This window comes from Parapedobacter deserti (genome assembly GCF_042646065.1).
Lineage (GTDB): Bacteria > Bacteroidota > Bacteroidia > Sphingobacteriales > Sphingobacteriaceae > Parapedobacter > Parapedobacter deserti.
On record NZ_JBHRTA010000038.1, the window covers coordinates 642,682 to 666,621 of the forward strand.

The following is a 23,940-nucleotide window of genomic DNA, read 5'->3' on the forward strand; positions in this document are numbered from 1 at the left end:
AGGTATGCTCATTGCTCTTGCCTGCGTTTCATCACCCGTTGGACGGCGGATACGATGTTGGCGGCGTTCAGGCCGTACTTTTCCATCAATTGTGCGGGCGTGCCGCTTTCCCCAAAGCTATCATTCACCGCCACGTATTCCTGCGGTGTAGGGTTGTTTTTAGCGAGCACCTGTGCTACACTGTCGCCCAGTCCGCCTAGTCTGTTGTGCTCTTCGGCAGTAACGACGCAGCGTGTTTTGGTGGCTGACCTCAGGATGGCCTCTTCATCCAACGGTTTGATGGTATGAATATTGATGATCTCCGCATCGATGCCCATTTCTGCCAGTTGCTCCCCTGCTTGAATCGCTTCCCAGACCAAATGGCCGGTAGCGAAAATGCTCACATCACTTCCCTCATTTACCATCCATGCTTTCCCAATCTTAAACTGCTGATCGGGGTCTGTAAAAATAGGAACCACTGGACGTCCGAAACGCAAGTACACGGGGCCATCATGATCGGCTATGGCTATGGTCGCTGCCTTTGTTTGGTTATAATCACAAGGGTTAATAACCGTCATGCCCGGCAACATTTTCATCATTCCGATGTCTTCAAGAATCTGGTGCGTTGCCCCGTCTTCACCCAACGTAAGGCCGGCATGCGACGCGCATATTTTTACATTTTTTCCCGAGTAAGCGATGGATTGCCGGATTTGGTCATAAACACGCCCGGTTGAGAAATTAGCGAACGTACCTGTATAGGGGATTTTTCCCCCTATGGTGAGACCGGCCGCAATGCCCATCATATTGGCTTCGGCGATACCGACTTGAAAGAACCGTTGAGGAAATTCCTTGATGAAGTCATTCATTTTAAGGGAACCGACCAAATCGGCACATAGAGCCACTACATGTTCATTTTTCCGGCCCACTTCCAGCAGGCCAGCCCCGAAACCGGAGCGGGTGTCTTTTTTATCAGTGTATGTGTATTTTTTCATTTTTTACGTGTTGTGTGGTAAATATTGCGTATTACGATGATTTTTCTCGATGAGCTGTGCCCTTGTCGCGGTACTTATACTCCCAAGATTAATAATCTCCAAGGGTTTCTTCCAATTGCGATAAAGCAACAGCCAACTGTTCATCGTTGGGCGCAACGCCGTGCCACTTGTGGGAGCCCATCATAAAATCCACGCCGTTCCCCATCTCAGTCTTCATTAATATCAGTACCGGTTTCCCTTTTCCGGTACGGGACTTGGCCGCAGCCAACACGTCGAGTACTTCAGCCATGTCATTTCCATTCATTTCAAGCACATCCCAGCCAAAGGCTTCCCACTTTGCCCTAAGGTTACCAAGGGATAAGACGTCTTCCGTTGCTCCGTCTATTTGCTGGCCATTGTAGTCAATGGTTGCAATCAGGTTGTCTATTTTGTTGTGAGGAGCATACATGGCGGCTTCCCAGATCTGACCCTCCTGTTGTTCACCGTCGCCCATCAGCGTATATACCAGATGGGGATCGTTGTTAAGTTTTTTTGCGCGTGCCGCACCGATGGACACGGAAAGTCCCTGGCCCAGAGATCCGGAAGCTATACGCACGCCTGGCAGACCCTCGTGGGTTGTTGGATGGCCCTGAAGGCGAGAGTTGATTTTGCGGAACGTGTTCAGTTCGCTTGCGTCAAAATAACCTGCACGGGCTAGTGTACTGTAAAATACCGGTGAAATATGTCCGTTGGAGAGGAAGAATATGTCTTCTCCTATTCCATCCATGTCAAATCCCGGTTTGCGCTCCATTACACTGAAATACAACGCTACGAAAAATTCCGTACAACCGAGTGATCCGCCGGGGTGGCCTGACTGGCAGGCATGGACCATCCGTACGATATCGCGCCGTACCTGTGATGCAATGTCCTCTAGTTTCTTGATGTCTTCGCTCATTATAATGGTTATTATTGATTTGGTGCTAAAGTTAAGGATTTACCGACAGAATTTTGCATCTGTCTTGAAAGTCACAGCAACGGGTACAGTGCTTCCCACACGGTGTTAGCCATGATTTGGTGTCCACGTTCATTGGGATGTATACCGTCTTGTAAATTCAGGTCAATTTCCCCGGCCACCCGTTCTAACAGGAAAGGAACAAATACCATGTTATTTTCTTCTGCAAGTTTTGGGAACATCGCCGAGAACGCATGCCCATAAGCACCACCCATGCTTGGCGGCACCATCATGCCAGCTAACACCATCTGGCAGTCGGGGTATTGCTGCTTGACTTTATCGATGATGCGCTGCAGATTTTTATAGGTTTCCTGCGTGTCAATACCCCTAAGGCCGTCATTTGCTCCCAGCTCTAACACGAAGATGTCTATCTTTTCGTTTAGCAGCCAGTCTATCCGTTCGTTGCCTGCAGCGGATGTTTCGCCACTGAGCCCGCCGTTTATGACGCGGTAAGGAAGCCCCAAGGAGTCGATCCGCTGCTGGATAAGCCCAGGGAAGGCCAACGATTTATCGTCCAGGCCATGTCCAGCGGTGAGGCTGGTGCCGAAAAAAAGAATGTTTTTTGTTTCCACAATCGGTGTTTCGGCATTTGGTGCTGTGTCTGGGGTATCACGGTTTCCCTGCCGGTTTTGCGGTGAGCCGCAGGCTGACAGCAATAGAAATCCGAGCAATATCGGTAACGCGTGGTTCAGCATAGCTATTACAATGCTTCTGCTACTACTTCCTGAACCTCAGGTACCATCCGTTTGAGAAGGCCTTCAATACCTGCTTTGAGCGTAACGGTAGAGGAAGGGCAACCACTGCACGATCCCCGTAATTCAACGAAAACCGTGCCCTCTTCAAACGATTTGTAGCTAATGGCTCCGCCATCCTGCTCTACTGCCGGACGTACATAGTCGTGCAAAATCTGTTGGATTTTGATTTCAGTTTCCGTGCCTTCAAAGGCTACCTCTTCATCCCGCAGCGTTTCCTGTATTTTTAGTTCGGACTCCACTGCGCCTTTCACAAAATCCTTTAATATGCCCTCAATGTCTTCCCACTCCGCATCTTCGGTTTTGGTAACGGTCACAAAATTGCTTGCGAAAAACACGCCATTTACAAAATTAAATTTGAACAGCTCTCTCGCAAAAGGGGATTCCTGGGCCTTTTCCCGATCGGGGAAGTCTAAACTCCCATTGATCAATAATTTATTGACCAAGAATTTCATCGTGGCCGGATTCGGGGTATATTCAGTATAAACGTTTATTGTAGCCATTGCTCCTCTTTTTTTTACAAAGTTATTAAATTCCAAATACCTTAGGGTCAGCGTTTCGTCAAAGCTCAGACGCCCGTGTAAGTCCAGGGCGTTACTGCCTTTAGCTCTTCCTTTACCGCATCGCTTACGTTTAGGGTTTCCACGAACGAGGCGATGGTCGCCTGAGATACGGACTTGTTGGTACGTGTCAGTTCTTTTAACGCTTCATAAGGCTTAGGATATCCCTCGCGCCGCAAAATGGTTTGTATGGCTTCCGCTACCACAGCCCAGTTTTGTTCCAAATCGGCTTGCAGTGCAGATTCGTTGAGAATGAGTTTTTTCAACCCTTTTGCTATGGACTTGAACGCGATAAGTGAATGGGCGATCGGCATACCGATGTTACGCAACACGGTTGAGTCTGTAAGGTCGCGTTGCAAGCGAGAGATAGGCAGCTTCGCCGCCAGATGTTCAAATAGCGCATTGGCAATGCCCAGATTGCCCTCCGCGTTTTCGAAGTCTATTGGATTGACTTTATGTGGCATAGCCGATGAGCCTACTTGGCCCTCGGTGATTTGCTGCTTGAAGTAATCCATGGAGATGTAAGTCCAAATATCCCTGCAGAGGTCGATCAAAATATTATTGATGCGCTTCAGCGCGTCGCACTGTGCTGCAAAGTGGTCGTAATGCTCGATCTGGGTCGTCGTTTGCGAGCGATATAAACCCAAGGTGTCGTTGACAAAGCTATTGCCAAAAGCGACCCAGTCTACATCAGGATAGGCAACTTTATGCGCATTGAAATTACCCGTGGCACCACCAAATTTGGCGGCATGGGGGATGCGGGCGAGCAGTTCCAATTGGTTATCGAGCCTTTCGACAAATACACGGATTTCTTTACCCAGTCTGGTAGGCGAAGCGGGTTGGCCATGGGTGCGGGCGAGCATAGGTACGGCCTTCCACTCGGCTGCCAACCGCTTTAGTTCCTCAATGAGGCTGCTGAGTAAGGGGGAATAAGCATTCGTGAGCGCTTCTTTCCAAGAGTAAGGAATAGCCGTATTGTTAATGTCCTGTGAGGTAAGTCCAAAATGAATGAATTCCATTGAATCAATCAGGCCCAAGGCTTCGAACCTGTCTTTAAGAAAGTACTCTACCGCCTTTACGTCGTGGTTGGTTTCTTTCTCTTTATCCTTAATCCATTGGGCATCATCCTGCGAGAAGTGCCGGTAGATATCCCGTAGCTTGTCGTTAAGGCTGCCATCAAAATGCCGGAGTTGCGGGATACCGCTGTTGCATAAACTGATAAAGTACTCCACTTCAACGAATACACGGTATTTGATAAGCGCGTACTCGGAAAAAAAGTCGGCCAGTTCGCGGGTCGCATGATGATAGCGGCCGTCTACAGGAGACACAGCCGTGAGCGGTGATAGCGTCATACGGTGATTTTTGTTTTTCGCAAAGGTAGGTAATGAGGTGCGAAATCCGAAGCGGCGGAGTAGGAAATCACCTGTTGGTCTTGGATAGTAGCCCTCATGCCCGCTAAGGAAATGAAGGACTAGCCAATGAGTCCGTTGTTTTGGTGGTATCACCCCACGTAGCGGAGTCACTTGCAACCGAGTCGATGAAGAATGAATCAACGCCATCGGTATCGTTTTGATTTTCTGTCGGATTGCCGCACGAAGCGGCAGCGATTGCCAGTGTTCCGCAAACGCCTATTAAACTGAGCATCTTCATTGAATTAACTTTATTTTCAGGGTTGTCAATACTATTTATTATTATGTTATATTGTAATACGTCCACCCGTAACCGGAATAGTGGCTCCGGAAATGTAGCTCGCTTCATCAGAGGCTAAAAAGACATAAGCGGGAGCAACCTCAGCAGGCTGGCCTGGACGTTCAAGCGGTGTGTCTTCTCCAAATCGATCGTGGTCTGGAATGGTCGACGGGATCAAGGGCGTCCATATCGGCCCGGGGGCCACGGCGTTTACACGGATACCCTTTCCATTTTCGAGCAGTATTCGGCTCAAGTTTGCCGTGAAATTCTGGATAGCCGCTTTGGTCGCAGCGTAAGGTAGCAACATAGGGGTCGGCTCGTATGCGTTCACGGATGTCGTATTAATGATGCTCGATCCGGGCAGCATGTGCGGTTCAGCAGCCTTGCAGAGGTAAAACATACTGTGTATGTTCACTGCGAATGTTTTTTCCCATTCCCATGCTGGAATGTCCTGCAACGTTTCTCTCGACATCTGGTATGCGGCATTATTTACCAGAATGTCAATCTTTCCGAACGATGCCACCGCCGTTTCAATGATTTTCCGGCAATGGCTTTCTGAGCTGATATCGCCTTTTACCAATACCGCCTTTCTTCCGGCATCCTCGATAAAGTTGATCGTATCCTGCGCATCGCGGTCCTCTACGTCATCCAGGTAGCTGATCAATACGTCCGCCCCCTCGCGTGCGAATGCAATCGCCACTGCCTTGCCTATCCCTGAATCACCTCCCGTTATGACAGCCGATTTCCCCGCTAGCCTATTCCTTCCTTTATAGGTCTTTTCGCCGTGGTCAGCCTGTGGGTCCATTGCCGCTTCCGTACCCGGCACATCTTGGGGCTTGCTCGGGAACGGTGGCTTCGGATGCTTATCGGCCGGATTCTCTGAAGGATTTGTTAAATCAGTGCTTCTTATATTGTTCGATGCCATAAGTCTATTTTGTTACGGTCAATCTGTTTTCACGAGGTTAACAATTCGGTGCATGCTTAGTTTGGTTTTAATAAACATTCGGATAATTAAATTGTAATACAGGAAAGGATATATTTAAACAAATTAGCTATGGCAATTAAGAAGGAGAGCGCTCAGGTTTCCGCAGAGAGCGATAAACTACGCGATAAAAAGGGGGAAGATCTCATTCGCCCACGGAATGACCTTAAGGATAAAGAAACGCAAAAGAACTACGAAGCAGGGGTCGACCCGCAGGACGAACAAATTAACCCGGTTCCCGAAGGGGATGGGACGGATCGTGGCGATTCTAAGCCGGGAGGAGGAAATCGACTTCATGAAGACACAAGCAGTGAAAAAGCGGAGCAGCGCAAGTAAAAATAAATAAAAACAAAAAAACAATTTAGGATGTTCGTTGTAAATCATGGTGTATTGGCTTAACGATATTTTTTCAGCCTACTGATTCGTTATTGTATTCTTTACTATTTACATTTATTGAAATCTTTCAATGAAAACCGGAGATTTTGTAACACGTAGCTTGGAACAATTATAACACCTGATGAGAAAGAAAATTCTGTACATTGAAGATGATCCCGATATGGCGGACATCGTTTCGGAAATCATGCAGTTTGAGGAATATGATGTTATTACAGATAACGGCAAGGCGATGTATAGGCTTTTGAAAGACAACGAAATTGGTCTCATATTAATGGATGAGGGATTGAGCTGGTGTTGGGGCAGTAGCCTTTGCAAGGAGCTCCGATCAAACGAGGCAACAGCGGAGATTCCTATTATCATGATTTCGGCCGTTCGTGAGATTGACGACATTGCGCAGCATTGCGGTGCCAATGCATACATCCGTAAACCGTTCGAAATTTACGATGTCATCGACGCGGTGAATGATTTTTATCCAAAAGATGATTTCGCTGTTTGATGCGAATTAGAGAAAACATAGCGATTATGAAAAGGAGTAAAATAGACCGGATTGCAGCAACAGCGCCCACCCCGTACCCAAAACTCCTTCTTGAACAGGAGAGTGCGGATAAAGCGGATTATTCCAATGAAGTGTCAAACAGCAGAATGCTTGAAAACTTGAAAATGGCCTTGTTTTTTAGCAGAATGCAAAGCCAGATGAATAAAGAAAGGCAAAATGGATGATCTCTCAACAGGCATTGGACCTTTTGCGCCTTTTAAGAAGGTGGTCAACCGGTTCGATTCGTAAATTTGCCGAGGAGCTCCATGTAGAGGCATCTGATTTGGTTGAGGCAGTTTTCGAATTAAGAACGCAAGGCCTGTTAGTTGCCTACGAAATGCATGACGGAGAGCCATTTTCAAACGCTATGTTGGAGATAACACAATGGGGGCTTGATTTTATTGAAACCGTCGACGGCCAAATCAGCACAGAAGAATAGCGGGGCGAAACTTCGCTACCTGCCCGACATGGTGGCGGGTTATAAGCGGGTACGGCGCGGAAAAGGATATTGCTATTTAGACAGTGCGGGCGGCCGGATAACCGAGGCAAAGAAATTAGAACGTTTCCGGGCATTGGCCATCCCGCCGGCATGGAAGAACGTGTGGATCAGCCCGAGCAAGAAAGGCCATCTTCAGGCAACGGGAGTGGATGAAGAGGGCCGTAAGCAATACCTATATCATCCCGAATGGACGAAGGAAAGGCAACGGAAAAAAATAGAGCGGATGCTCGCTTTTGGCAGTGCGTTGCAGGACATCAGACGGCAAATCGTAAAGGATCTGCGGCACGGCAGTCTCATCAAGGAAAAGTCAATCGCTATTGCGCTGAAAGTGACAGAAGTTACCTTGATCCGGATTGGCAACGAACATTACTTGAAAAAATACGGCAGCTACGGCCTGACCACACTAAAGAAGAGGCACGTGACCATTGCGGACAGCAACGTCACCTTTCGTTTTAGTGGTAAGAAAGGGGTTAAGCACGAGATACTGGTCCGAAATGCTGCATTAGCGTCGAATATGCGGGAGCTCAAACAGTTGACCGGACCTTATCTTTTCCAGTACCTCAACGACAGCGGTAAACGCCAAAGGCTTCGTGCTGTAGACATTAATGCATACCTGCAACGGCACACAGATCCCGACTTTTCGTCAAAGGACTACCGCACGTGGTTTGCAGGACTTTGGGCGTTTCACTTACTCGCCCGTTGTGTAGATTACGGCAACGAAAAGGAATGCCGTGCAAACATCATGTCGGTATTAGATGCGGTTTCCGAACGCTTGGGGAATACCAGGACCGTCTGCAAGCAGTATTACGTGCCGGACCGTCTAATCAGTGCTTATGAAGACGGCTCACTACTGCCGTTCCTGAAGAAGTGTTTAAATGGCAGGGGGGTACCCACCATCAAAGAGACCGAACGACAGCTTTTGGCGTTCCTGCAGTTGGTGGCCTCAGAGACAAACACGTAACTACGTTTTAGGCTGTTTTTTTTTCAGTAGCTTCATCAGTGTGGCTTTATCTTTCTTGATGTTCGCAGGACCGATGAGTTGTCCGTACGCATGAAGTTCTGGAATATTATCGCAGATTATTTTAACAATACCAAGCACGGGAATGGCCAGGGCCATTCCGGCGATGCCCCATAGCAGTTCACCAGCCACCAAGCCGATGATAATAAACAGCGGATTGATGTTTACCTTTTGACCCACCACAAGGGTCTCCAGAAAATACGTTTGCAGAAACTGGATAACGAGATACACAGCAACGATCGCGAGGACCATGCCGGCGTCGCCGCCTTGTGCCAATACAGCCAGGATGGCGATCACGTTGCCTACAAAATTTCCAAAAAAAGGAACGATTTCAAGCACACCACAGATGATCGCAAAAATGATCGCGCCTTCCAGACCGACTATCGTAAATCCGATGCCGTACATTACCCATAAGATTGCAACCATATTGAACAGGCCGGCTAAATAACGGCTCGACACAGTCGCTGATTTGTGAACAACCTCATTGGCATGCTGCCTTTTGGTTTCGGGGACAATGCGGAGCACGAATTTTTTCAGGTGCGAGCGGTAATAAACAAAAAGATAGGTGTAAACCATTACCAAAACTGTATTGAATGCGATACTGGCCAAGGTATCAACCACAGCCATCAATACGTTTCCGGTTTTGGAGGAAGCTTTCTCTTGCTGTTGCTTAAGCAATTGTTCCTGCTCCTCATAGGCTATACCAAAGGTGTCGCTTACCCATTTCCGTAGGGTGTCCACTTTGTTGCTCACCTCTTGCCTCATGTCGCCGAAGTTGTCCGTAAACCGGTTAATCTGCCAATAAAGGATAAATCCGATTAATACAACTGTGCCAATGAATAATAAAAGAGGGATGAGCGAAGACAATGCGCGATTGATGCCGAAACGTTCCAGCCATCCGCTACCTCGGGTGAGTAACATTGCTAATAGCGCGGCAAGGATGATCGGTATGAGAAAAGCGGCGGCAAAGTATAAACCGGCAACGGAAAGGACAATAATTAAGATCAGGTTGGCGACGCGTGTGGTCTTAAGGGGCATTGCTGTCATGCATTACTCTTTTTGCCCGTCCACATCATATTCCACCGTTGTTTGGGCATATTAGTTTCCCTTAGCGTATGGTTTTAACTTCTTTTTCAACTGCTGCCGCGCGACGTGGATCCGCGTCTTCACCGTTCCGATCGGAATCTTAAAATGATCAGCAATTTCGTGGTATTTATACCCTTCATAATACATAGAGAACGGATAGTAATACTCTTCGGAGAGCTTGGAAAGGGCTTGGTCAATGTCTTCCATCACGAACTTTCCTTCAGCTGCATTGTGCAATGAGCTCTTAAATAAATCAGCGGAGGAAATGGTATCAGATTTAAGAATGATCGCGTTGGTCTTCACTTTCCTTCGATAATAATTAATGAAGGTGTTTTTTAATATGGTATAAAGCCAAGCCTGTAGGTTGGTACCGTCTTTAAATTTATTGTAGTAGGAAAACGCTTTCAACAGGGTATCCTGAACCAAATCATTAGCATTTTCTTCATCACGTGTAAAATAGAAGGCATAGCTGCTTAGCGATCCGGCTTCTTGTACGACCTTGGTGTTAAATTCGATCTTATTCATAATCTATAGAATTTGCCGCTTAACGTATTTTAAACGTTAAGCGGAGCTGCAGACGTTTGTCCACAAGCCAACCGTTAAGCTAATAACCCCCATAACCCGATCAGACAACAGTAAAAATATATGACGTACAGTTGTTTGTTTAGTAGATTATCACCGACTTCTTCGATTGATAATTTACAGTTTGCAGGTAATCAACAACGTTGATAATCCTTTTGTTTTCTTTCACGACAAAAAAGAAACAAACTTTATAAAGTTTTTTATAAAAATAGCGTATTAACGCATATAGAGCACTTTACTTTGTTGATTGTATTAAATTTGTTACACAAGTATGCTATTCATCACTTGTTTGTCCATCCCGGTTTTTAGGTGGAATATGGTTAACTTCCCGTTCCATTTCTCGTTCTTCCACATGTACTGCAAATTCGGCTGGCGCGATACGGGCGCCCCGGTATTCGGCGTACGCGCGCGTAAATGAGGCACCGATATAAAGAATCATTGCCGTGAAATAGACCCAAAGCAACAAAACGATGATGGAGCCGGCTGCACCATAAGTAGATCCCGTTCCTGTGGTCTGTATGTAGAAGCCGATCAAAAAACGGCCAATCATAAACAACACAGCAGTGAAAATCGCTCCCGATCTAACGTCTTTCCAACGGATGCGCACGTCTGGTAGAAACTTGAAGATTACCCCGAACAACAAGCTGATTACTAAAAAATTGATGATCAACTCAAACGCCATGGATAGGTATATTGCAAGGTCTGAAAAAAGCGCTTTGATATAGTCAGTAAATACCATTAATACACCGTTTACGATGAGCGATACGATCAATAGGAAACCCAACGACAACACGAGTGATGAGGAAAGTAACCGGTCTTTAATCAACTTTACCCAACCGCGCTTAGGCTTAGGCTTAATTTCCCAGATTCTGTTAATCGAGTGCTGCATGTCAGCAAATACCGTTGTCGCGCCGATAAACAGTGTGCCGATCCCGATAATCAGTGCCATTGTGTTGTCTTCGTTGAGCTGCACGTTGCGAATCATCTGCTGTATTTGGGCGGCGGCTTCACGGCCGATCAGCCCGTTTATTTCTTCAAACACTTTTCCTTCAGCGGCCTCCTGGCCAAAAAATATTGCGGCGAGTGAGATGGTAAGAACAAGAAGTGGCGCCAATGAAAAAACAGTATAGTAAGCCAATGATGCTGCAAACTTGAACCCCCTGACGCCCATAAATATGGAGAATGTGTCTTTCAGGGTCGTAAACCAGCGGGCAACAAAAGTCTTTTTCTTCATACACGCTTTGTATCTATGATAAACCGCTAACGCTTGACCGCTGGTTTTGGTTTACATTATCCACAAAAAATCCAAACAATAATCGCTCGTGCTCTTCAATTTTCAAATTAAACAAACCAATCTGATGGTTTGATTGTCTTTTCTCAAGAAAAGCGCTTCGGCCGATCAGCGGCATGATACCAAGCGAAGCCAGAGTCCAACACAGATTGATTCGCGGAGCATTCAGAAACGCTATTAGCACACCTTAAGTAAAAGTTATGACTAAAAAGACAGCGACAAACCAGGAAAACAGCAAAAAGCAGCAGTTAGCAGCGCATACGGAAGATGGGCGTGGGCAATATCTAACCACCAACCAAGGTGTCCGGATCAACGATAACCAAAATTCGCTGAAGGCCGGCGCGCGGGGTCCATCGCTGCTTGAAGACTTTATTCTGAGAGAGAAGCTGACGCATTTTGATCACGAACGTATTCCTGAACGCGTAGTCCACGCTCGCGGAAGTGCCGCCCACGGCGTTTTCCAAGTCTATCAGTCCATGGCTAATTATACGAAGGCCGGGTTTTTACAAGATGCGAGCAAACAAACCCCTGTTTTTGTCCGATTTTCCACCGTGGTTGGTTTCCGCGGTTCCACTGATTTGGCTCGTGATGTTCGCGGCTTCGCTGTGAAGTTTTATACAGAAGAGGGTATATTCGATCTGGTAGGCAATAATATTCCGGTCTTTTTCATACAAGATGCTATGAAATTTCCGGACCTTGTTCATTCGATCAAGCCAGAGCCACACAACGAGATTCCACAGGCTACCGCAGCCCATGATACGTTTTGGGATTTCGTTTCCCTTATGCCGGAAGCTACCCATATGGTAATGTGGGCCATGTCTGACAGGGCCATACCCCGTAGTTACCGTATGATGGAAGGGTTCGGCGTACATACATTCCGTTTTATAAATGAAGCGGGTAAATCCACCTTTGTAAAGTTTCATTGGAAACCTATGTTGGGCATGCATGCCGTTGCATGGGATGAAGCACAGAAGATATCAGGTGCCGATCCTGATTTCCATCGCCGCGACCTTTGGGAAGCAATAGAAAAAGGCATGTATCCTGAGTGGGAACTGGGCGTCCAGTTAGTGGCCGAGGAAGATGAGCACGCTTTTCCATTCGATCTGCTTGATCCAACCAAAATTATTCCGGAGGAAATGGTACCGGTAACCCCGATTGGAAAACTGACGCTGAATCGGAATCCGGACAACTTTTTTGCCGAGACCGAGCAAGTCGCGTTTCATCCCGGGCATATTGTGCCCGGCCTCGACTTTACCAATGACCCCCTGCTGCAAGGTCGACTCTTTTCTTATACGGATACCCAGCTAATTAGGCTTGGCAGTCCCAACTTCCATGAAATACCCATCAACAGGTCCGTAGCTCCGGTGCATAACAATCAGCGCGACGGGCATATGCGGCAAACCATCAACAAGGGCATTGCCAGTTACGAGCCGAATACAGTCGGCGGCGGATGCCCGTTTCAAGCCAAGATAGCAGAGGGAGGTTTTTCGTCTTATCCAGAGCGGGTCGAAGCACACAAGGTGAGAGAGCGGAGCGCTAGTTTTTCCGACCATTTCAGTCAGGCCACACTCTTTTACCGGAGTCAGTCAAAAGCCGAGCAGCGGCACATCATCGGTGCCTACAGCTTCGAATTGGGCAAAGTGAATCGGGTAGAGATACGCCAACGGATGTTGGGGATACTGGCACAGGTCGATAAAGACCTCGCTCAAGCGGTAGGCGAAAACTTGGGATTGGAAGTGCCTGAAACGCCAGAACAGCCGATCAACCGTGGTGTCCCGGCAAATGCGGATCAAACAACCTATGAACCACAGTCGTCCAAACCGTCGATTGAGCGCTCCCCTGCATTAAGCATGCTATTTACCCGCCCCAAGAAAATGGGCATTGCTACGCGTAAAATCGCTTTTTTAGCTGCCAATGGGGTGAATGATGCCGACTTTACCCAGGTCAGGGCGGTCTTGGAGGAAAACGGTGCCACCGTACAGGTCATTAGTCCTAAGCTCGGGACAATCAAGACCGAAAGGAATGAAGCGATCAAAGTTGATCATAGCTTTCTTACAGCGTCTTCGGTATTGTTCGATGCCATCTATGTCCCCGGTGGGGCGGCCAGCATAGCTGGGTTGGGCGTTGAATCCAAAGCCATCCATTTCATTAACGAAGCATACCTACACTGCAAACCTATTGCCGCTTCGAAAGGTGTGGGGAGCTTTCTCGCCAAAACAGCGTTGCCCACTGGGATATTGGTCGGTGAAGATCCGGGACTTATCCTCGACGAGGAATTAAGTGCGCTAAAAACCGCATTTGTGGATGCGATCGCCCATCACCGGTTTTGGGATCGGGAAGAAGCCAGAAACGTGCCAGCGTAAAAGTTTCTCAAAACTCAATACTCGCTGAAATAGATGGCAAATACCGTAAGCGCCACTACCACGCAAGCTGCGCTAAGTATGATGAGCACTACTCCCGCTGTTTCTTGGATATATATCCACGCGAAGCGGCCCAGCATTCCGGCTAGAATGATAAATGCGAACGAAATCCAAAGCTTTTTTCTGTTTTTCATACTTGGCCAACAGGTAATGTCTGCATTCTCCGAGCCGTTACCGTCTCCTGTTCATTCGATAAATGACATAAGCTAACACTCCAATAAAAAAAATTGCACCGAACAAGATAGCGAAAAACATAACGACCCTTTTTTCTTTGTATTATTTACAATTCAGCGGCTTATTGGTTTGCTTCGATGTCATTTAGCGCATGATCCAGCCGCGGTGGGGGGATTCAACCAACAGAAAACCATTGTATTCCGCGATCACACTGGTCCGTTCGCCCGCCGTCAACTCTGTGACGCGCGCGGCCGACGTATCAGGTTGTGCATACAATGTACGCTCGCGGGCCAGTTGCATGCGGCGTATAGCGGCTAGCGGCACAAGTTGTTTGTGGGTCAAGAAGCGCTTGCTATGGTCCGGAAAGACCACGCGGTATCCATTCATATACGCAGCCTCAACACTTACGGGGCTATGGCGCGGGATGCCCGCGGTCAGCTGGGCGGTGGTGCGCATGGTATCGCCTATCCGACTCGTATCGGCAGTGATTTTCGGAGGGTTCGATTTACCTGGACGGACAAAGGGCAGCGGATCCACGGCGCCGCCAGACCGGTAGATGCCGAAATGGAGATGCGGGGGCGTCGTCCGCGCGTTTCCGGTATTGCCCATCAAACCCAGTGTATCACCGGTGCGTACCGGCTGCCCGGAAAAAACGAGTTGGCTGTCCAGATGTGCATAATATAAATTGATCTGGCGGCCTTTTGGTCGCAGCCAAACCACTTTTCCCCCTAACCGGTTGTCTCCCACTCGAGCTACTACGCCATCGGCCGCTGCCACTACCGGTGTGTGACGTGCCGCAAAGATATCTATTCCCTCATGCTTGCGGGAGCCGCCGTCCCTCGCATCACCAAAAACACTTCCAATATGTTGCTTTGCGCTCGGCGCCACCGGGTTCGCCAGAGAGGGCTCCGCAGTGAGCGTGAGGTCAAGTGATACTTCCGCAAGTAATTCGGGCTGTATGCGGAGGATGTATTGTCCATCGCGCGGTACGTCCCATGTGAGGTATGTTGCGCCGGTGTCTGCTGAAACGAGGTGCCTGTGCGCGTTGGCGGTGTCTTGTGGTGCCTCAAATAGGTCGATGAATAATTGAACGCTATCCGTGCCCTGCGCGGTTACATCGACATGCAGCAGCTCACCTTCCCGGGCGCCGAATGCATAGCCGATAGCAGTTGGTTTATCCCCGGCAAGATATGCCAGCTCCCGATGCGGTATCGTTATCGCTACAGGGTCATTGAGGCTCCGTGTTGCCGCTTGTACCCACTGCCGATATAATGCGCTGTGTTCAAGTCCTGCGTCATCAAGCTGCTTCTGGTACCGCTGGTGCGGATACTGCCGCTTGAAAAGTGTTCCGGTAAACTGGTCGCTGCACGAGGCGAGGGCGCCGGTTGAGATCATGACATATCCTATATTGCGGAAGAATCGTTTCATATGTTTAGTTACAAGCACAGCAATTCATTTGTTTGTCCGCACAACAATTCAATACGTTGTTTGTCTCTTTCTGCAAAACCAGGAAAAAATGGAAACAACCAAAGTAAGCGTAATCGGTTGTGGCGATGCCTTTGCAAGCGGAGGGCGGTTACACACGTGTTTTTATATACAGACACCGTACTCGCGCCTGCTGCTCGATTGTGGTGCGACAGCCTATTACGGATTAAAGAAGCGGGGAATCAGTGTCCGTGATATCGACACTATTGCGATTTCCCATTTTCATGGCGACCACTACGGCGGTGTTCCCTTTTTGCTGCTGGAGGAATCGATCAGGGGGCGGGAGGAGCCCTTGACCATCGTCAGTCCGCCAACGGGAAAGGAACGGATAGCACGCCTTCTTGACCAACTCTATCCGGGCAGTGAGGCCTTAGGTAAGCTTAATCTGATGTTTAAGACTTACATCCCAGGTGCGGTCGTGCAGACCGATCACTTGGAAATCACCGCATATCCCGTTGTTCATGCAGACGAAGCGTTAGCCTTTGGACTGCGCGTTGATGTCGGGGGCAAAATCGTCAGTTATTCCGGAGACACCGCTTGGACGGCTGCATTGATTGAACTGGCGCGTGATGCCGATCTGTTTATCTGCGAATGCAGTTGCTTCGAATCGCAGCTGAGCGGGCACCTGGATTATCGGACCTTACTGAAGTACGACGAACAACTTGGTTACAAGCGAATGATATTAACCCATTTGGGTCCGGAAATGTTGATTCATCGCTCTGATGTCCAGCATCCCTGTGCTGAAGACGGTTTGGAAATTGAATTGTGACCCCACAGCTTGTAATCCCACAGCGGTTAGTGAACCCGCAACGACCGGATGATACCGTTAATTGCGAAATTTTTGGGTAACCATCAAACCATAAATGCCGCCATCCAGGATGCCTATTCCGACGCTGCTGAAGGCGGGTCGAAGGATGTTGGCGCGATGGCCCGGTGAATTCATTAGCCCCTCATGAGCCAAGTGCAATGTTTGGGCGATGGCGAGGTTTTCGCCGGCCGTGAGAAATCTGATGTTGGCTTGCCGGATTCGGTCGAAGGGCGTTTCCCCTTCTGGAGAGATGTGTGAGAAATAGCTCCTTGAGAACATATCTGCCGAGTGTTGTCGCGCTACGGGGGTCAGCTCTTCGTCGGGCTTCAATGGCGGCAGGTTCGCTTTTGCCCGTTCCTTGTTGACAAGCCGGAGCATTTCGCTTTCTAGATCCGGCCTCGGTTTCGGATTTGCAACGGAAAACGGAAGGCTGATGCGTTCCGATGATTCCGGCGGGATGGTCATTTTGTTGATCGAACGATTAACCGTTTCGAGAGCGGGTGCGAACGGTCGTTCCACGCGTTCCAATACCATACTTAAATGATGTGCAAGTTTGCTTTCTCGGGTATTCGCGGTAAGCGATTCTGATATCGGCAGCAAAAGCAGCAGCGCGGCGGCGATTGCAGCATACAGTATCCCGGCGATAGCGCCCGGTACAGCGCCGAAAAGTTTGTTTAACGGGTATTGATGCGCTTTCGGTGGAATGATGGAAAGTGCTTTGGCCATCAGCAACGACAACAACGAGCCGGCAATCAGCAGGGTGATTAAAAAGGACAATGGAACGGTCCATACACTGTCGATGACATGGGCCTCGAAAAAGCGGGCGATTGGACGGTACAACAAGAAAGTGAGCAAAAGGCTCCCCAGCCAAGCAATCAGCCTTGCCATCCCTGCCAGAAAGCCACGGGATATACCACTCCATATCGCCAATACAACGATGAAGATAAGTACGATATCAATTACGTTCATTTCGTTCAATAATACAATCCATATCGTCGAATGTTTTGACGTAAAAATGCCAACAATTGGCAAAGACGGCTGTTAGCGTTCATAGAAGACCGGTTCAATATCGGTGTAATCAGATAAAAGACTACGTATGGCAACATTAACAGCAAAGCAATTGGATACTTTAATGGGCTATCAAGAGCCCCCTGTTTTTTCGGTGTATATGCCAACTCACCGCTCGCATCCGGATAATGCTCAAGACCCGGATGTTTTCAAAAAGCTCATCCAGCAATTTGATCCTGTCAAAGAAGAATATGCCCGGGATAAGGATGTTCAGACCATATTTTCTAAGTTTGAAAGGCTGGCAGAGGACTACCAGTTCTGGCAGCACACAAAGGAAGGGCTGGCGGTTTTTGCAACCAAGGAGTCGTTTGACGTCTACCGGCTTCCGAGGCGGGTTCGGCCGTTGGCAATCGTAGCGGATAGCGCGCATACCAAGCCGTTGCTGAAATACCTGCAGACCAGTGACAGGTATCACGTATTGGTGCTGACAACCAACACTGCGCAACTTTATGAGGGCAACCGATACCGTTTGGATGAAGTCGACCTTTCAGGACCCGACGTTCCCGAATCGATGATCGATGCGCTGGATCACGAGCTGCGCGATCTGCACGCCACGTTGGCTGCGTACCGTACTGCAACTGGTGAAAAGTGGGACATGGGGCAGAATCACGGGTTGAAGAAAACTGATATTGACAATGATATCGATCAGTTTTTTAGAGCTGTTGATCGGGCCGTTATTTTAAAATATTCAGTTCCTACGCAGCTGCCGCTTATCCTCGCCGCACTGCCCGAGCACCACCATCTTTTCCGGCGGGTCAGCCGTAATCAGCTATTGATGGAAGAAGGCGTAATGATCAATGCATCGGTTTTGTCTGAAGAAGAGCTTAGGAAGGCGGCAAACGAAGTGTTCGAGCCACATTACAACGCACGCTTAGACCAACTGATCGCTGAGTACCGGCACGCTACAACCAAGCGTTTGGGAGCGGATGACATCGGTGAAATCGTCAAAGATGCGTACGATGGCAAAGTGGGCGCCCTGCTGATCGAGGAAGACCGCGTTATCCCAGGCCGCATTCTTGACCGCGACAATGTCGTTTTCCACACCGATGACACACAGGATCGGGTCGATGATGTATTGGATGATCTCGCCGAGCTGGTGCTCCGGCAGGGAGGTGAAGTATGGGTTGTCCCTGAAGGCAAAATGCCATCCAACACCGGAGCAGCGACAATCAACAGGTTTTAGATCATCATCAACCGGTTTAATGGTTCCTGATCCTGTCGATAAGGTCCTTTTTTCTCATTTTTGAATACCCCTTGATGCCAATCTTTTTTGCATCTTGGATGAGCTCCTCTTTTGTTCGCCCGTCTAACTTGCCGGCCTTGCCGCCTTTTTTACCAGCATCGGATGTGTTGGCAATTCGGGCGGCTTTTTCCTTACTCATTCCTTTTTCCTTCAAGGCTTCGTATTTCTCGTCATCCCTGATTTGTTTTCCATGATCCTTTGCCATACCTCAACTATGTTTTCTTATCTGTCGCGCAAAATCTGAGCCATAACGGCACATTCAAGAAACAACTAGTCGCTATCTGCTGTTAAGAAGTGCAGTTAGGTCAAGCCTACTTATTGATGATGCGTTATAGAAACACCCCACATACCCATGAATATCTTGCAGATCACAAGGTCAAACTGTTATTGGGCGGCAAGTCCTATTTTGAGCTCTTGGTCCGCCTGATCGCCGGCGCTCAGGAAAGCATCCATCTGCAGGTATATATCTATGAGCCAGACGAAACAGGCCAGCTGATCACGGATGCGCTGATCGCGGCGGCGAACCGCGGCGTAGCGGTGTACGTGTTGGTAGACGGCTATGGATCACCGCGGCTGAAACGGTCGTTTACCGATCAGTTCAAGGCAAACGGCATTCATTTTCGCGTGTTCGAACCGCTGCTTAAAAGCAAGCGTTTTTACATTGGTCGGCGCATGCACCAAAAGGTGTTGGTCGTTGACTCGCGTTATGCCTTGGTCACCGGCGCGAATATTGGTGACAAATACAATGACCGGCCGGGGCAACCGGCATGGTTGGATTTTGCAATCTGTGTAGAAGGTGCAGTGGCTGTCAAGCTGTGTGAATTATGTTGGATTACATGGAAGAACTTTCAGCGCATCCCAAAGTCATTTGCTCGTTGCAAACCGTCGTCCACCGTAATCGATTTTTCCCCCGATGCAACAGGCGCGGTACGCATGCGCCGCAATGATTGGGTGCGGCATAAACACGACATCACCCGCACCTACAAAGAGATTTTTCGGAAGGCTACCGACCGAGTGATCCTCTTGTCCAGTTACTTTCTGCCAGGGACGTCAGTCCGCCGTGATATAAGTGCCGCTGTAAAGCGCGGGGTAAAGGTACAGTTGATTATATGCAGCCGCATGGATGTTCCATTTGTAAAAGATGCTGAGCGTTTTATGTATGGCTGGCTGTTGCAGCATGGTGTGGAAATTTATGAGTATTTTGGAAATATGCTCCATGGCAAGCTGGCTACATGTGATGAGGAATGGATGACCATCGGCTCATTTAATGTCAATGACCTCAGCGCCCGCGTCAGCGTCGAGCTAAACCTAGACGTGCAGGGAGGGCCGTTCGTGCGGCGAACAATCAGTGAGCTGCAGCATATCATGGACACCAAGTGCGTGCGTATTAATAGCGATCAGTTTACGGCTCAAAATAACCTGATAAGACGATTTTCGCGTTGGTTTGCTTTTAAAATTTTGCGTGTCACGTTCTTCCTTGGGACGTTTTACATGCGGCAGGAGAAACGTGGAGACGTTTGAGCGGGTGAGGTGCAAAACGAGTGGGATAAAGGTGGCGGCGGACGCCATGTGCTTCTACTTATAATCGGTATCACGGTTGTCGTGAATGGGTCGATTTATCCAAAAAATTCAAACAAATAAACACGGCCGATTGTCAACACCGTAGAAGTCCCCTTCGGGAAATCAATAGTTTGTAGGATATAAAAATGGAGAAAATCATGGAAGATATCAGAAAAACAGCGGAAGTATTGAATGACCTCATTAAGATAAACAATGACCGCATAGCAGGCTATGAAAAAGCCATCGCGGAGCTGCCAGTAGCAGACGTTGATCTCAAAGCATTATTCAGTAGCCTGATCGAGCAAAGTGAACGATTGAAAACTGAATTGCAGCAACATATCAGTGCATGGGACAATAAGGTAGACGAACAGACCACGGCATCAGGCAAAGTGTATAGGGTTTGGATGGATATCAAGCAGACATTCGCGGTCAATGACCGGAGAGCGGTGCTGGAAAGTTGCGAGTACGGAGAAGATGCCGCGCAAAAAGCCTACCGGGAGGCAGAGCAGGAAGAAGGAATTTCTACAGCGGCCAAAGCGCTTATTTCTGGCCAGAAAGCACAGTTAAAGGCTTCCCACGATCACGTCAAGCAATTGAGAGATCGGGAAAAAGTTAACTGATCTCCGCTCAATGGTAGTCAACGGAACATAATTAGATAATCATGGAAAACCTAAAAATAACTGAGGAATGCCTCCGCGATTTGGTGGCATTCCATGCCGAGCGCATCAAAGGATATGAAACCATGTTAGCTAGCCTTACCCCCGACGAAGGGCACTTGGTCGCATTGTTTGAAGCGTTCATAAAACAGAGTGCGCAAATGAAGGGGGAATTGCTGCAGTCTGGCGTGCAGTGGGGGTTGATGGAAGATGAAGTGCCGCTTGATGGCCAGTTTGGTTTGGCTTGGTCAGTGGTAAAAACGGTGTTTTCCAGCAGGATGCCCAGCTATTCGCTCGCTAAATGCAAATCAGGCGAAAATGCGCTGCTTATTGCCTACCACTGCGTTGAGGGTACGGATGGGCTGTATCCACCCATGCGATCGCTGGTCAACAAACAGAAACGGGAGGTCATCGCGGCCCGTGAGTGGATTACCCATTTCGAAGGGCTTGGTAGTCCATCCGTGCAGCAGGAATTGGCCGCAGTTTCTTAGACAGATCATTAAATCCTGGTAATATGGATCGTTTAAACGTTACGTTGGAAGTCCTCAACGACCTGATCGAGGTAAACGGGCAACGAATTTGGAGCTACGAAGCCGTGCGAGGACGGTCTGCTGGTCAGGCCGACGATGAGCTGAGCAGGATGTTAGAGCAGATCATCATTCAGGGACAGCGACTGCAAGAGGAGCTTGAGGTAGAATACGTAGCGCTAAACAACGATCTTCCGACACGGGGCAATCCCAAGGGAGTCATCCTCCGGGCTTGGGATATTGTCCGGTCCACTTTTGACAAGAAGGGCAAAGGACCCATGTCGATCAGCGAATATTTTGATACCGGCGAGCGCGCAATGCTCAAGGCTTACCGGTATGCAGAGAAGCGGTCTCGTATTCGGTAATCCACTGCCTTAATTGCTCGGCAACGACGCGAGCTGACCGCATTTTACCAGCAGTGTGAACGAGTTTTCCATCAGCCTGCAGCTATATAACCGGTTGTTACCATTGTTCCGCCCACGCTCAGCTAGCCCTAACAGGTAAGATAGCTGGCTTTAAAATGCAATATTTCAATTGTTGGATTTTTGTAAAACAATTGTAATTTTGTTTATCAAGGCAGCAACGCTGGAGGATTGGGTGTCGTGGTTATCGGCAATAACAAACTGCCTGTCTAAATGATGAATGGATTACACGCCGAGGTTGACAACCGTGTTTTGAGGGAATTGTTTCTAGCTTCTCCCGTGGCGAGCTACGTCTGTAACAGAGAAGGGTATCTCATCGCCTTCAACGATGCAGCGGTGACCCTGTGGGGGCGGCGGCCCGAACTGGAAAAGGACAGGTGGTCCGGAGCGCACGCCGTCTATTACGCAGATGAGCGGCCGATGCTGCTGGAGCAGTCGCCCATGGCCATGGTCTTGAACGGGGAGGAGAAAAGCCGGGAGGAGCTGATCATAGAGCGACCGGATAGGACCCGGCGCCACGTCTTGGTTTTCCCAAAAGTCATACGCACCGCCGATGGACAGGTGGCAGGAGCGCATAATACGCTGGTAGATGTGACCGATTATAAACAGTACGAGGAGAAACAGGCTATCCTTTCCGAAATCGTGCAATCATCGGACGATGCCATCGTCAGCAAGACGCTCGACGGCATTATTACCAGTTGGAACGCCGGAGCGGAGCGTATTTTCGGTTACAGCGAGAGCGAAATCATTGGCAAGCCCATCACCACGCTGATTCCACTCTACCTGAGGAGTGAAGAGGAGATTATCATTCAGGAAATCAAGGAAGGCAGGAAAGTAGATCACTACCAGACCATCCGCGTTGCCAAGTCGGGCAAGGAAATTCCGGTATCCCTTACGATATCACCTGTTCGCAACAAGCAGGGCCAGATTATCGGTGCGTCGAAGGTGGGTCGCGACATTTCAGATCGGATCCAGCGCGAGCAAGCTATTCAATTCCATGCACAGAAGTTAGAAACCTTGCATGCTATCGGTAAAGTGATTTCTGAGAAGATGGACATCCCGTCCATTATCCAGACCGTTATCGATTCGACCACCCACCTCGTAGCGGCTGATGTCGGTTTTTGTTTCTACCGCATGTCTGATGATCAGGGGCAGTCAGGACTGTCCGTGGCCGTGGCTGCGGAAAATAAAGACGCGTATCCCAACGTCCACCTGGAAGAGGGCGTGATCCATGCGATTTTTCTGCGTGAAAATATCTTGCGGTTCAGGGATGTTTGCAGAATTTCCTATCTGCTTTCTCTATTCAAAGCTAAGGAAGGTTATGCTGCGCCCCAGATTAAACATTGCTTGGCAATACCTATCCGTTCCGGCGACGGCCTGTTGATCGGGGCCATGTTTCTCGGCTACGATCAGTCTGACGTATTTGACACGGCAGATGAGGATGTCATGCGGGATATAGCCTCTTTAGTAGCCGTGACGCTCGACAACGCCCGGTTATTTGAGGAGGTCAACGCGCTGAACCTCAAAAAGAACGAATTCATCGCTTTGGCTAGCCACGAGCTTAAGACACCGCTGACCACGGTCAAAGGGTATCTTCAAATACTGGAACGGTCGGAAATCGACCAGGTAGGGCGCCGGTTTCTGACCAAAGCCCTTAAGCAGTTAGAGCGGATCAATGCGCTGATCGCAGAGCTGCTCGACATTTCAAAAATTGAGGCCGGCAAATTAAGTTTTCATTTTGAAACGTTTGACATGAGCGAGATGGTGCTCGATGTCGTCGAGACGTTCCATTTCAGCAGTCAAACACATACTATTTTCGTCAATAATACCCGCGGCGACTATCGCGTGGAGGCGGACAGGCAACGAATCGAACAGGTGGTGATCAATTTGCTCACCAACGCAATAAAGTATTCTCCCAACGCCAACAGTGTGTATGTAACCCTTGAATGTTCAGCCAATGAGGTAAGCGTACAGGTGAAGGACGAGGGAATGGGTATGAGCCGCGACCAGCAGGAGAAAGTGTTTACCCGGTTTTACCAAGTGGAGGGGACGTCGAAAATGACCGGCTTGGGACTGGGACTGTATCTTAGTAAAGAAATTATCGAGCGGCATGGGGGGCATATTGGCGTAAACAGCCAAATTAGCAAAGGGTCTACCTTCTATTTTTCAATTCCAAGGAAACAGGAGAAGCAATCCAGCTTGTAATTGCTAGCTGATTTTTTTAA

General features: G+C 48.7%; 26 protein-coding genes. 12 read left to right on the forward strand and 14 right to left on the reverse strand.

Annotated features, from left to right (window positions below):
• Positions 1-8: 8 nt before the first annotated feature.
• The 7 genes from ACFOET_RS15305 to ACFOET_RS15335 all read right to left on the reverse strand — a co-directional run bounded on the left by ACFOET_RS15305 (position 9) and on the right by ACFOET_RS15335 (position 5,888).
• Positions 9-971: a transketolase family protein gene (locus ACFOET_RS15305; RefSeq protein WP_379024207.1), complete on the reverse strand. Its 963-nt coding sequence runs from the start codon at positions 969-971 to the stop codon at positions 9-11.
• Between the two features lie 88 nt (positions 972-1,059).
• Positions 1,060-1,905, reverse strand: coding sequence for a transketolase (locus ACFOET_RS15310; RefSeq protein WP_379024209.1), 846 nt, complete (start codon positions 1,903-1,905; stop codon positions 1,060-1,062).
• A gap of 71 nt (positions 1,906-1,976) precedes the next feature.
• Positions 1,977-2,657: an arylesterase gene (locus tag ACFOET_RS15315; protein ID WP_379024211.1), complete on the reverse strand. Its 681-nt coding sequence runs from the start codon at positions 2,655-2,657 to the stop codon at positions 1,977-1,979.
• Between the two features lie 5 nt (positions 2,658-2,662).
• Complete coding sequence (locus tag ACFOET_RS15320; protein WP_379024213.1) at positions 2,663-3,217, reverse strand: NifU family protein; 555 nt, start codon at positions 3,215-3,217, stop codon at positions 2,663-2,665.
• A gap of 65 nt (positions 3,218-3,282) precedes the next feature.
• Positions 3,283-4,626 (reverse strand): adenylosuccinate lyase, encoded by a 1,344-nt coding sequence (purB, locus tag ACFOET_RS15325; protein WP_379024215.1) that lies wholly within the window; start codon positions 4,624-4,626, stop codon positions 3,283-3,285.
• Between the two features lie 103 nt (positions 4,627-4,729).
• Positions 4,730-4,924, reverse strand: a complete 195-nt coding sequence (locus tag ACFOET_RS15330; RefSeq protein ID WP_379024217.1) for a Vmc-like lipoprotein signal peptide domain-containing protein — start codon at positions 4,922-4,924, stop codon at positions 4,730-4,732.
• Between the two features lie 46 nt (positions 4,925-4,970).
• A complete protein-coding gene (locus ACFOET_RS15335; protein ID WP_379024219.1) occupies positions 4,971-5,888 on the reverse strand; it encodes an SDR family oxidoreductase in 918 nt (305 codons plus the stop codon).
• Positions 5,889-6,017: 129 nt separating this feature from the next.
• Between ACFOET_RS15335 and ACFOET_RS15340 the strand changes: the two genes are divergently transcribed.
• The 4 genes from ACFOET_RS15340 to ACFOET_RS15355 all read left to right on the forward strand — a co-directional run bounded on the left by ACFOET_RS15340 (position 6,018) and on the right by ACFOET_RS15355 (position 8,336).
• Positions 6,018-6,281: a hypothetical protein gene (locus tag ACFOET_RS15340; protein ID WP_379024220.1), complete on the forward strand. Its 264-nt coding sequence runs from the start codon at positions 6,018-6,020 to the stop codon at positions 6,279-6,281.
• 181 nt (positions 6,282-6,462) lie between these two features.
• Positions 6,463-6,837 (forward strand): response regulator, encoded by a 375-nt coding sequence (locus tag ACFOET_RS15345; RefSeq protein WP_379024222.1) that lies wholly within the window; start codon positions 6,463-6,465, stop codon positions 6,835-6,837.
• A 26-nt stretch (positions 6,838-6,863) separates the two neighbouring features.
• The gene (locus ACFOET_RS15350; protein WP_379024224.1) at positions 6,864-7,061 is read left to right on the forward strand and encodes a hypothetical protein; all 198 of its coding nucleotides are present in this window, start codon (positions 6,864-6,866) and stop codon (positions 7,059-7,061) included.
• 207 nt (positions 7,062-7,268) lie between these two features.
• A complete protein-coding gene (locus ACFOET_RS15355; RefSeq protein WP_379024225.1) occupies positions 7,269-8,336 on the forward strand; it encodes a DNA topoisomerase IB in 1,068 nt (355 codons plus the stop codon).
• Here the strand turns inward: ACFOET_RS15355 and ACFOET_RS15360 are convergent, their stop codons facing one another.
• From ACFOET_RS15360 to ACFOET_RS15370, 3 genes are all read right to left on the reverse strand, one after another.
• Positions 8,337-9,440, reverse strand: a complete 1,104-nt coding sequence (locus ACFOET_RS15360) for an AI-2E family transporter (RefSeq protein ID WP_379024227.1) — start codon at positions 9,438-9,440, stop codon at positions 8,337-8,339. It abuts the gene before it with no gap.
• A 51-nt stretch (positions 9,441-9,491) separates the two neighbouring features.
• Positions 9,492-10,004 carry an RNA polymerase sigma factor gene (locus ACFOET_RS15365; protein ID WP_379024229.1) on the reverse strand — a complete coding sequence of 171 codons (513 nt, stop codon included), beginning with the start codon at positions 10,002-10,004 and terminating at the stop codon, positions 9,492-9,494.
• A gap of 331 nt (positions 10,005-10,335) precedes the next feature.
• On the reverse strand, positions 10,336-11,295 hold the full coding sequence (locus ACFOET_RS15370) for a YihY/virulence factor BrkB family protein (protein ID WP_379024231.1): 960 nt from the start codon (positions 11,293-11,295) through the stop codon (positions 10,336-10,338).
• Positions 11,296-11,552: 257 nt separating this feature from the next.
• Here ACFOET_RS15370 and ACFOET_RS15375 point away from each other — a divergent pair, with 257 nt between their 5' ends.
• Positions 11,553-13,715, forward strand: a complete 2,163-nt coding sequence (locus tag ACFOET_RS15375; protein ID WP_379024233.1) for a catalase — start codon at positions 11,553-11,555, stop codon at positions 13,713-13,715.
• 14 nt (positions 13,716-13,729) lie between these two features.
• Here the strand turns inward: ACFOET_RS15375 and ACFOET_RS15380 are convergent, their stop codons facing one another.
• Together ACFOET_RS15380 and ACFOET_RS15385 are read right to left on the reverse strand one after the other, a co-directional pair.
• Positions 13,730-13,906, reverse strand: a complete 177-nt coding sequence (locus ACFOET_RS15380) for a hypothetical protein (protein ID WP_379024235.1) — start codon at positions 13,904-13,906, stop codon at positions 13,730-13,732.
• Between the two features lie 184 nt (positions 13,907-14,090).
• A complete protein-coding gene (locus ACFOET_RS15385) occupies positions 14,091-15,374 on the reverse strand; it encodes a peptidoglycan DD-metalloendopeptidase family protein (RefSeq protein WP_379024237.1) in 1,284 nt (427 codons plus the stop codon).
• Between the two features lie 88 nt (positions 15,375-15,462).
• Between ACFOET_RS15385 and ACFOET_RS15390 the strand changes: the two genes are divergently transcribed.
• The gene (locus ACFOET_RS15390) at positions 15,463-16,200 is read left to right on the forward strand and encodes an MBL fold metallo-hydrolase (RefSeq protein ID WP_379024239.1); all 738 of its coding nucleotides are present in this window, start codon (positions 15,463-15,465) and stop codon (positions 16,198-16,200) included.
• Positions 16,201-16,257: 57 nt separating this feature from the next.
• Here ACFOET_RS15390 and ACFOET_RS15395 read toward each other — a convergent pair whose 3' ends face one another.
• Complete coding sequence (locus tag ACFOET_RS15395; protein ID WP_379024241.1) at positions 16,258-17,208, reverse strand: CvpA family protein; 951 nt, start codon at positions 17,206-17,208, stop codon at positions 16,258-16,260.
• 127 nt (positions 17,209-17,335) lie between these two features.
• On the opposite strand from ACFOET_RS15395, the gene ACFOET_RS15400 reads away from it, so the two are divergent.
• Positions 17,336-18,490, forward strand: a complete 1,155-nt coding sequence (locus ACFOET_RS15400; protein ID WP_379024243.1) for a baeRF3 domain-containing protein — start codon at positions 17,336-17,338, stop codon at positions 18,488-18,490.
• A gap of 16 nt (positions 18,491-18,506) precedes the next feature.
• Here the strand turns inward: ACFOET_RS15400 and ACFOET_RS15405 are convergent, their stop codons facing one another.
• Positions 18,507-18,755: a DUF7218 family protein gene (locus ACFOET_RS15405; protein WP_379024245.1), complete on the reverse strand. Its 249-nt coding sequence runs from the start codon at positions 18,753-18,755 to the stop codon at positions 18,507-18,509.
• 116 nt (positions 18,756-18,871) lie between these two features.
• On the opposite strand from ACFOET_RS15405, the gene ACFOET_RS15410 reads away from it, so the two are divergent.
• From ACFOET_RS15410 to ACFOET_RS15430, 5 genes are all read left to right on the forward strand, one after another.
• Positions 18,872-20,071 carry a phospholipase D-like domain-containing protein gene (locus ACFOET_RS15410; protein WP_379024247.1) on the forward strand — a complete coding sequence of 400 codons (1,200 nt, stop codon included), beginning with the start codon at positions 18,872-18,874 and terminating at the stop codon, positions 20,069-20,071.
• Between the two features lie 185 nt (positions 20,072-20,256).
• Positions 20,257-20,730, forward strand: coding sequence for a PA2169 family four-helix-bundle protein (locus ACFOET_RS15415; RefSeq protein ID WP_379024249.1), 474 nt, complete (start codon positions 20,257-20,259; stop codon positions 20,728-20,730).
• A 41-nt stretch (positions 20,731-20,771) separates the two neighbouring features.
• On the forward strand, positions 20,772-21,257 hold the full coding sequence (locus ACFOET_RS15420; RefSeq protein ID WP_379024251.1) for a hypothetical protein: 486 nt from the start codon (positions 20,772-20,774) through the stop codon (positions 21,255-21,257).
• Positions 21,258-21,280: 23 nt separating this feature from the next.
• Positions 21,281-21,658, forward strand: a complete 378-nt coding sequence (locus tag ACFOET_RS15425) for a hypothetical protein (RefSeq protein ID WP_379024253.1) — start codon at positions 21,281-21,283, stop codon at positions 21,656-21,658.
• Positions 21,659-21,928: 270 nt separating this feature from the next.
• Positions 21,929-23,920 (forward strand): PAS domain S-box protein, encoded by a 1,992-nt coding sequence (locus ACFOET_RS15430; protein WP_379024255.1) that lies wholly within the window; start codon positions 21,929-21,931, stop codon positions 23,918-23,920.
• Positions 23,921-23,940 lie beyond the last annotated feature (20 nt).

Bases quoted from the DNA above. Each gene is read 5' to 3' on its own strand.
- ACFOET_RS15305 (WP_379024207.1), bottom strand. From the start codon at position 971: ATGAAAAAATACACATACACTGATAAAAAAGACACCCGCTCCGGTTTC.
- ACFOET_RS15310 (WP_379024209.1), bottom strand. From the start codon at position 1,905: ATGAGCGAAGACATCAAGAAACTAGAGGACATTGCATCACAGGTACGG.
- ACFOET_RS15315 (WP_379024211.1), bottom strand. From the start codon at position 2,657: ATGCTGAACCACGCGTTACCGATATTGCTCGGATTTCTATTGCTGTCA.
- ACFOET_RS15320 (WP_379024213.1), bottom strand. From the start codon at position 3,217: ATGGCTACAATAAACGTTTATACTGAATATACCCCGAATCCGGCCACG.
- purB (WP_379024215.1), bottom strand. From the start codon at position 4,626: ATGACGCTATCACCGCTCACGGCTGTGTCTCCTGTAGACGGCCGCTAT.
- ACFOET_RS15330 (WP_379024217.1), bottom strand. From the start codon at position 4,924: ATGAAGATGCTCAGTTTAATAGGCGTTTGCGGAACACTGGCAATCGCT.
- ACFOET_RS15335 (WP_379024219.1), bottom strand. From the start codon at position 5,888: ATGGCATCGAACAATATAAGAAGCACTGATTTAACAAATCCTTCAGAG.
- ACFOET_RS15340 (WP_379024220.1), top strand. From the start codon at position 6,018: ATGGCAATTAAGAAGGAGAGCGCTCAGGTTTCCGCAGAGAGCGATAAA.
- ACFOET_RS15345 (WP_379024222.1), top strand. From the start codon at position 6,463: ATGAGAAAGAAAATTCTGTACATTGAAGATGATCCCGATATGGCGGAC.
- ACFOET_RS15350 (WP_379024224.1), top strand. From the start codon at position 6,864: ATGAAAAGGAGTAAAATAGACCGGATTGCAGCAACAGCGCCCACCCCG.
- ACFOET_RS15360 (WP_379024227.1), bottom strand. From the start codon at position 9,440: ATGACAGCAATGCCCCTTAAGACCACACGCGTCGCCAACCTGATCTTA.
- ACFOET_RS15365 (WP_379024229.1), bottom strand. From the start codon at position 10,004: ATGAATAAGATCGAATTTAACACCAAGGTCGTACAAGAAGCCGGATCG.
- ACFOET_RS15370 (WP_379024231.1), bottom strand. From the start codon at position 11,295: ATGAAGAAAAAGACTTTTGTTGCCCGCTGGTTTACGACCCTGAAAGAC.
- ACFOET_RS15375 (WP_379024233.1), top strand. From the start codon at position 11,553: ATGACTAAAAAGACAGCGACAAACCAGGAAAACAGCAAAAAGCAGCAG.
- ACFOET_RS15380 (WP_379024235.1), bottom strand. From the start codon at position 13,906: ATGAAAAACAGAAAAAAGCTTTGGATTTCGTTCGCATTTATCATTCTA.
- ACFOET_RS15385 (WP_379024237.1), bottom strand. From the start codon at position 15,374: ATGAAACGATTCTTCCGCAATATAGGATATGTCATGATCTCAACCGGC.
- ACFOET_RS15390 (WP_379024239.1), top strand. From the start codon at position 15,463: ATGGAAACAACCAAAGTAAGCGTAATCGGTTGTGGCGATGCCTTTGCA.
- ACFOET_RS15395 (WP_379024241.1), bottom strand. From the start codon at position 17,208: ATGAACGTAATTGATATCGTACTTATCTTCATCGTTGTATTGGCGATA.
- ACFOET_RS15400 (WP_379024243.1), top strand. From the start codon at position 17,336: ATGGCAACATTAACAGCAAAGCAATTGGATACTTTAATGGGCTATCAA.
- ACFOET_RS15405 (WP_379024245.1), bottom strand. From the start codon at position 18,755: ATGGCAAAGGATCATGGAAAACAAATCAGGGATGACGAGAAATACGAA.
- ACFOET_RS15410 (WP_379024247.1), top strand. From the start codon at position 18,872: ATGATGCGTTATAGAAACACCCCACATACCCATGAATATCTTGCAGAT.
- ACFOET_RS15415 (WP_379024249.1), top strand. From the start codon at position 20,257: ATGGAGAAAATCATGGAAGATATCAGAAAAACAGCGGAAGTATTGAAT.
- ACFOET_RS15420 (WP_379024251.1), top strand. From the start codon at position 20,772: ATGGAAAACCTAAAAATAACTGAGGAATGCCTCCGCGATTTGGTGGCA.
- ACFOET_RS15425 (WP_379024253.1), top strand. From the start codon at position 21,281: ATGGATCGTTTAAACGTTACGTTGGAAGTCCTCAACGACCTGATCGAG.
- ACFOET_RS15430 (WP_379024255.1), top strand. From the start codon at position 21,929: ATGATGAATGGATTACACGCCGAGGTTGACAACCGTGTTTTGAGGGAA.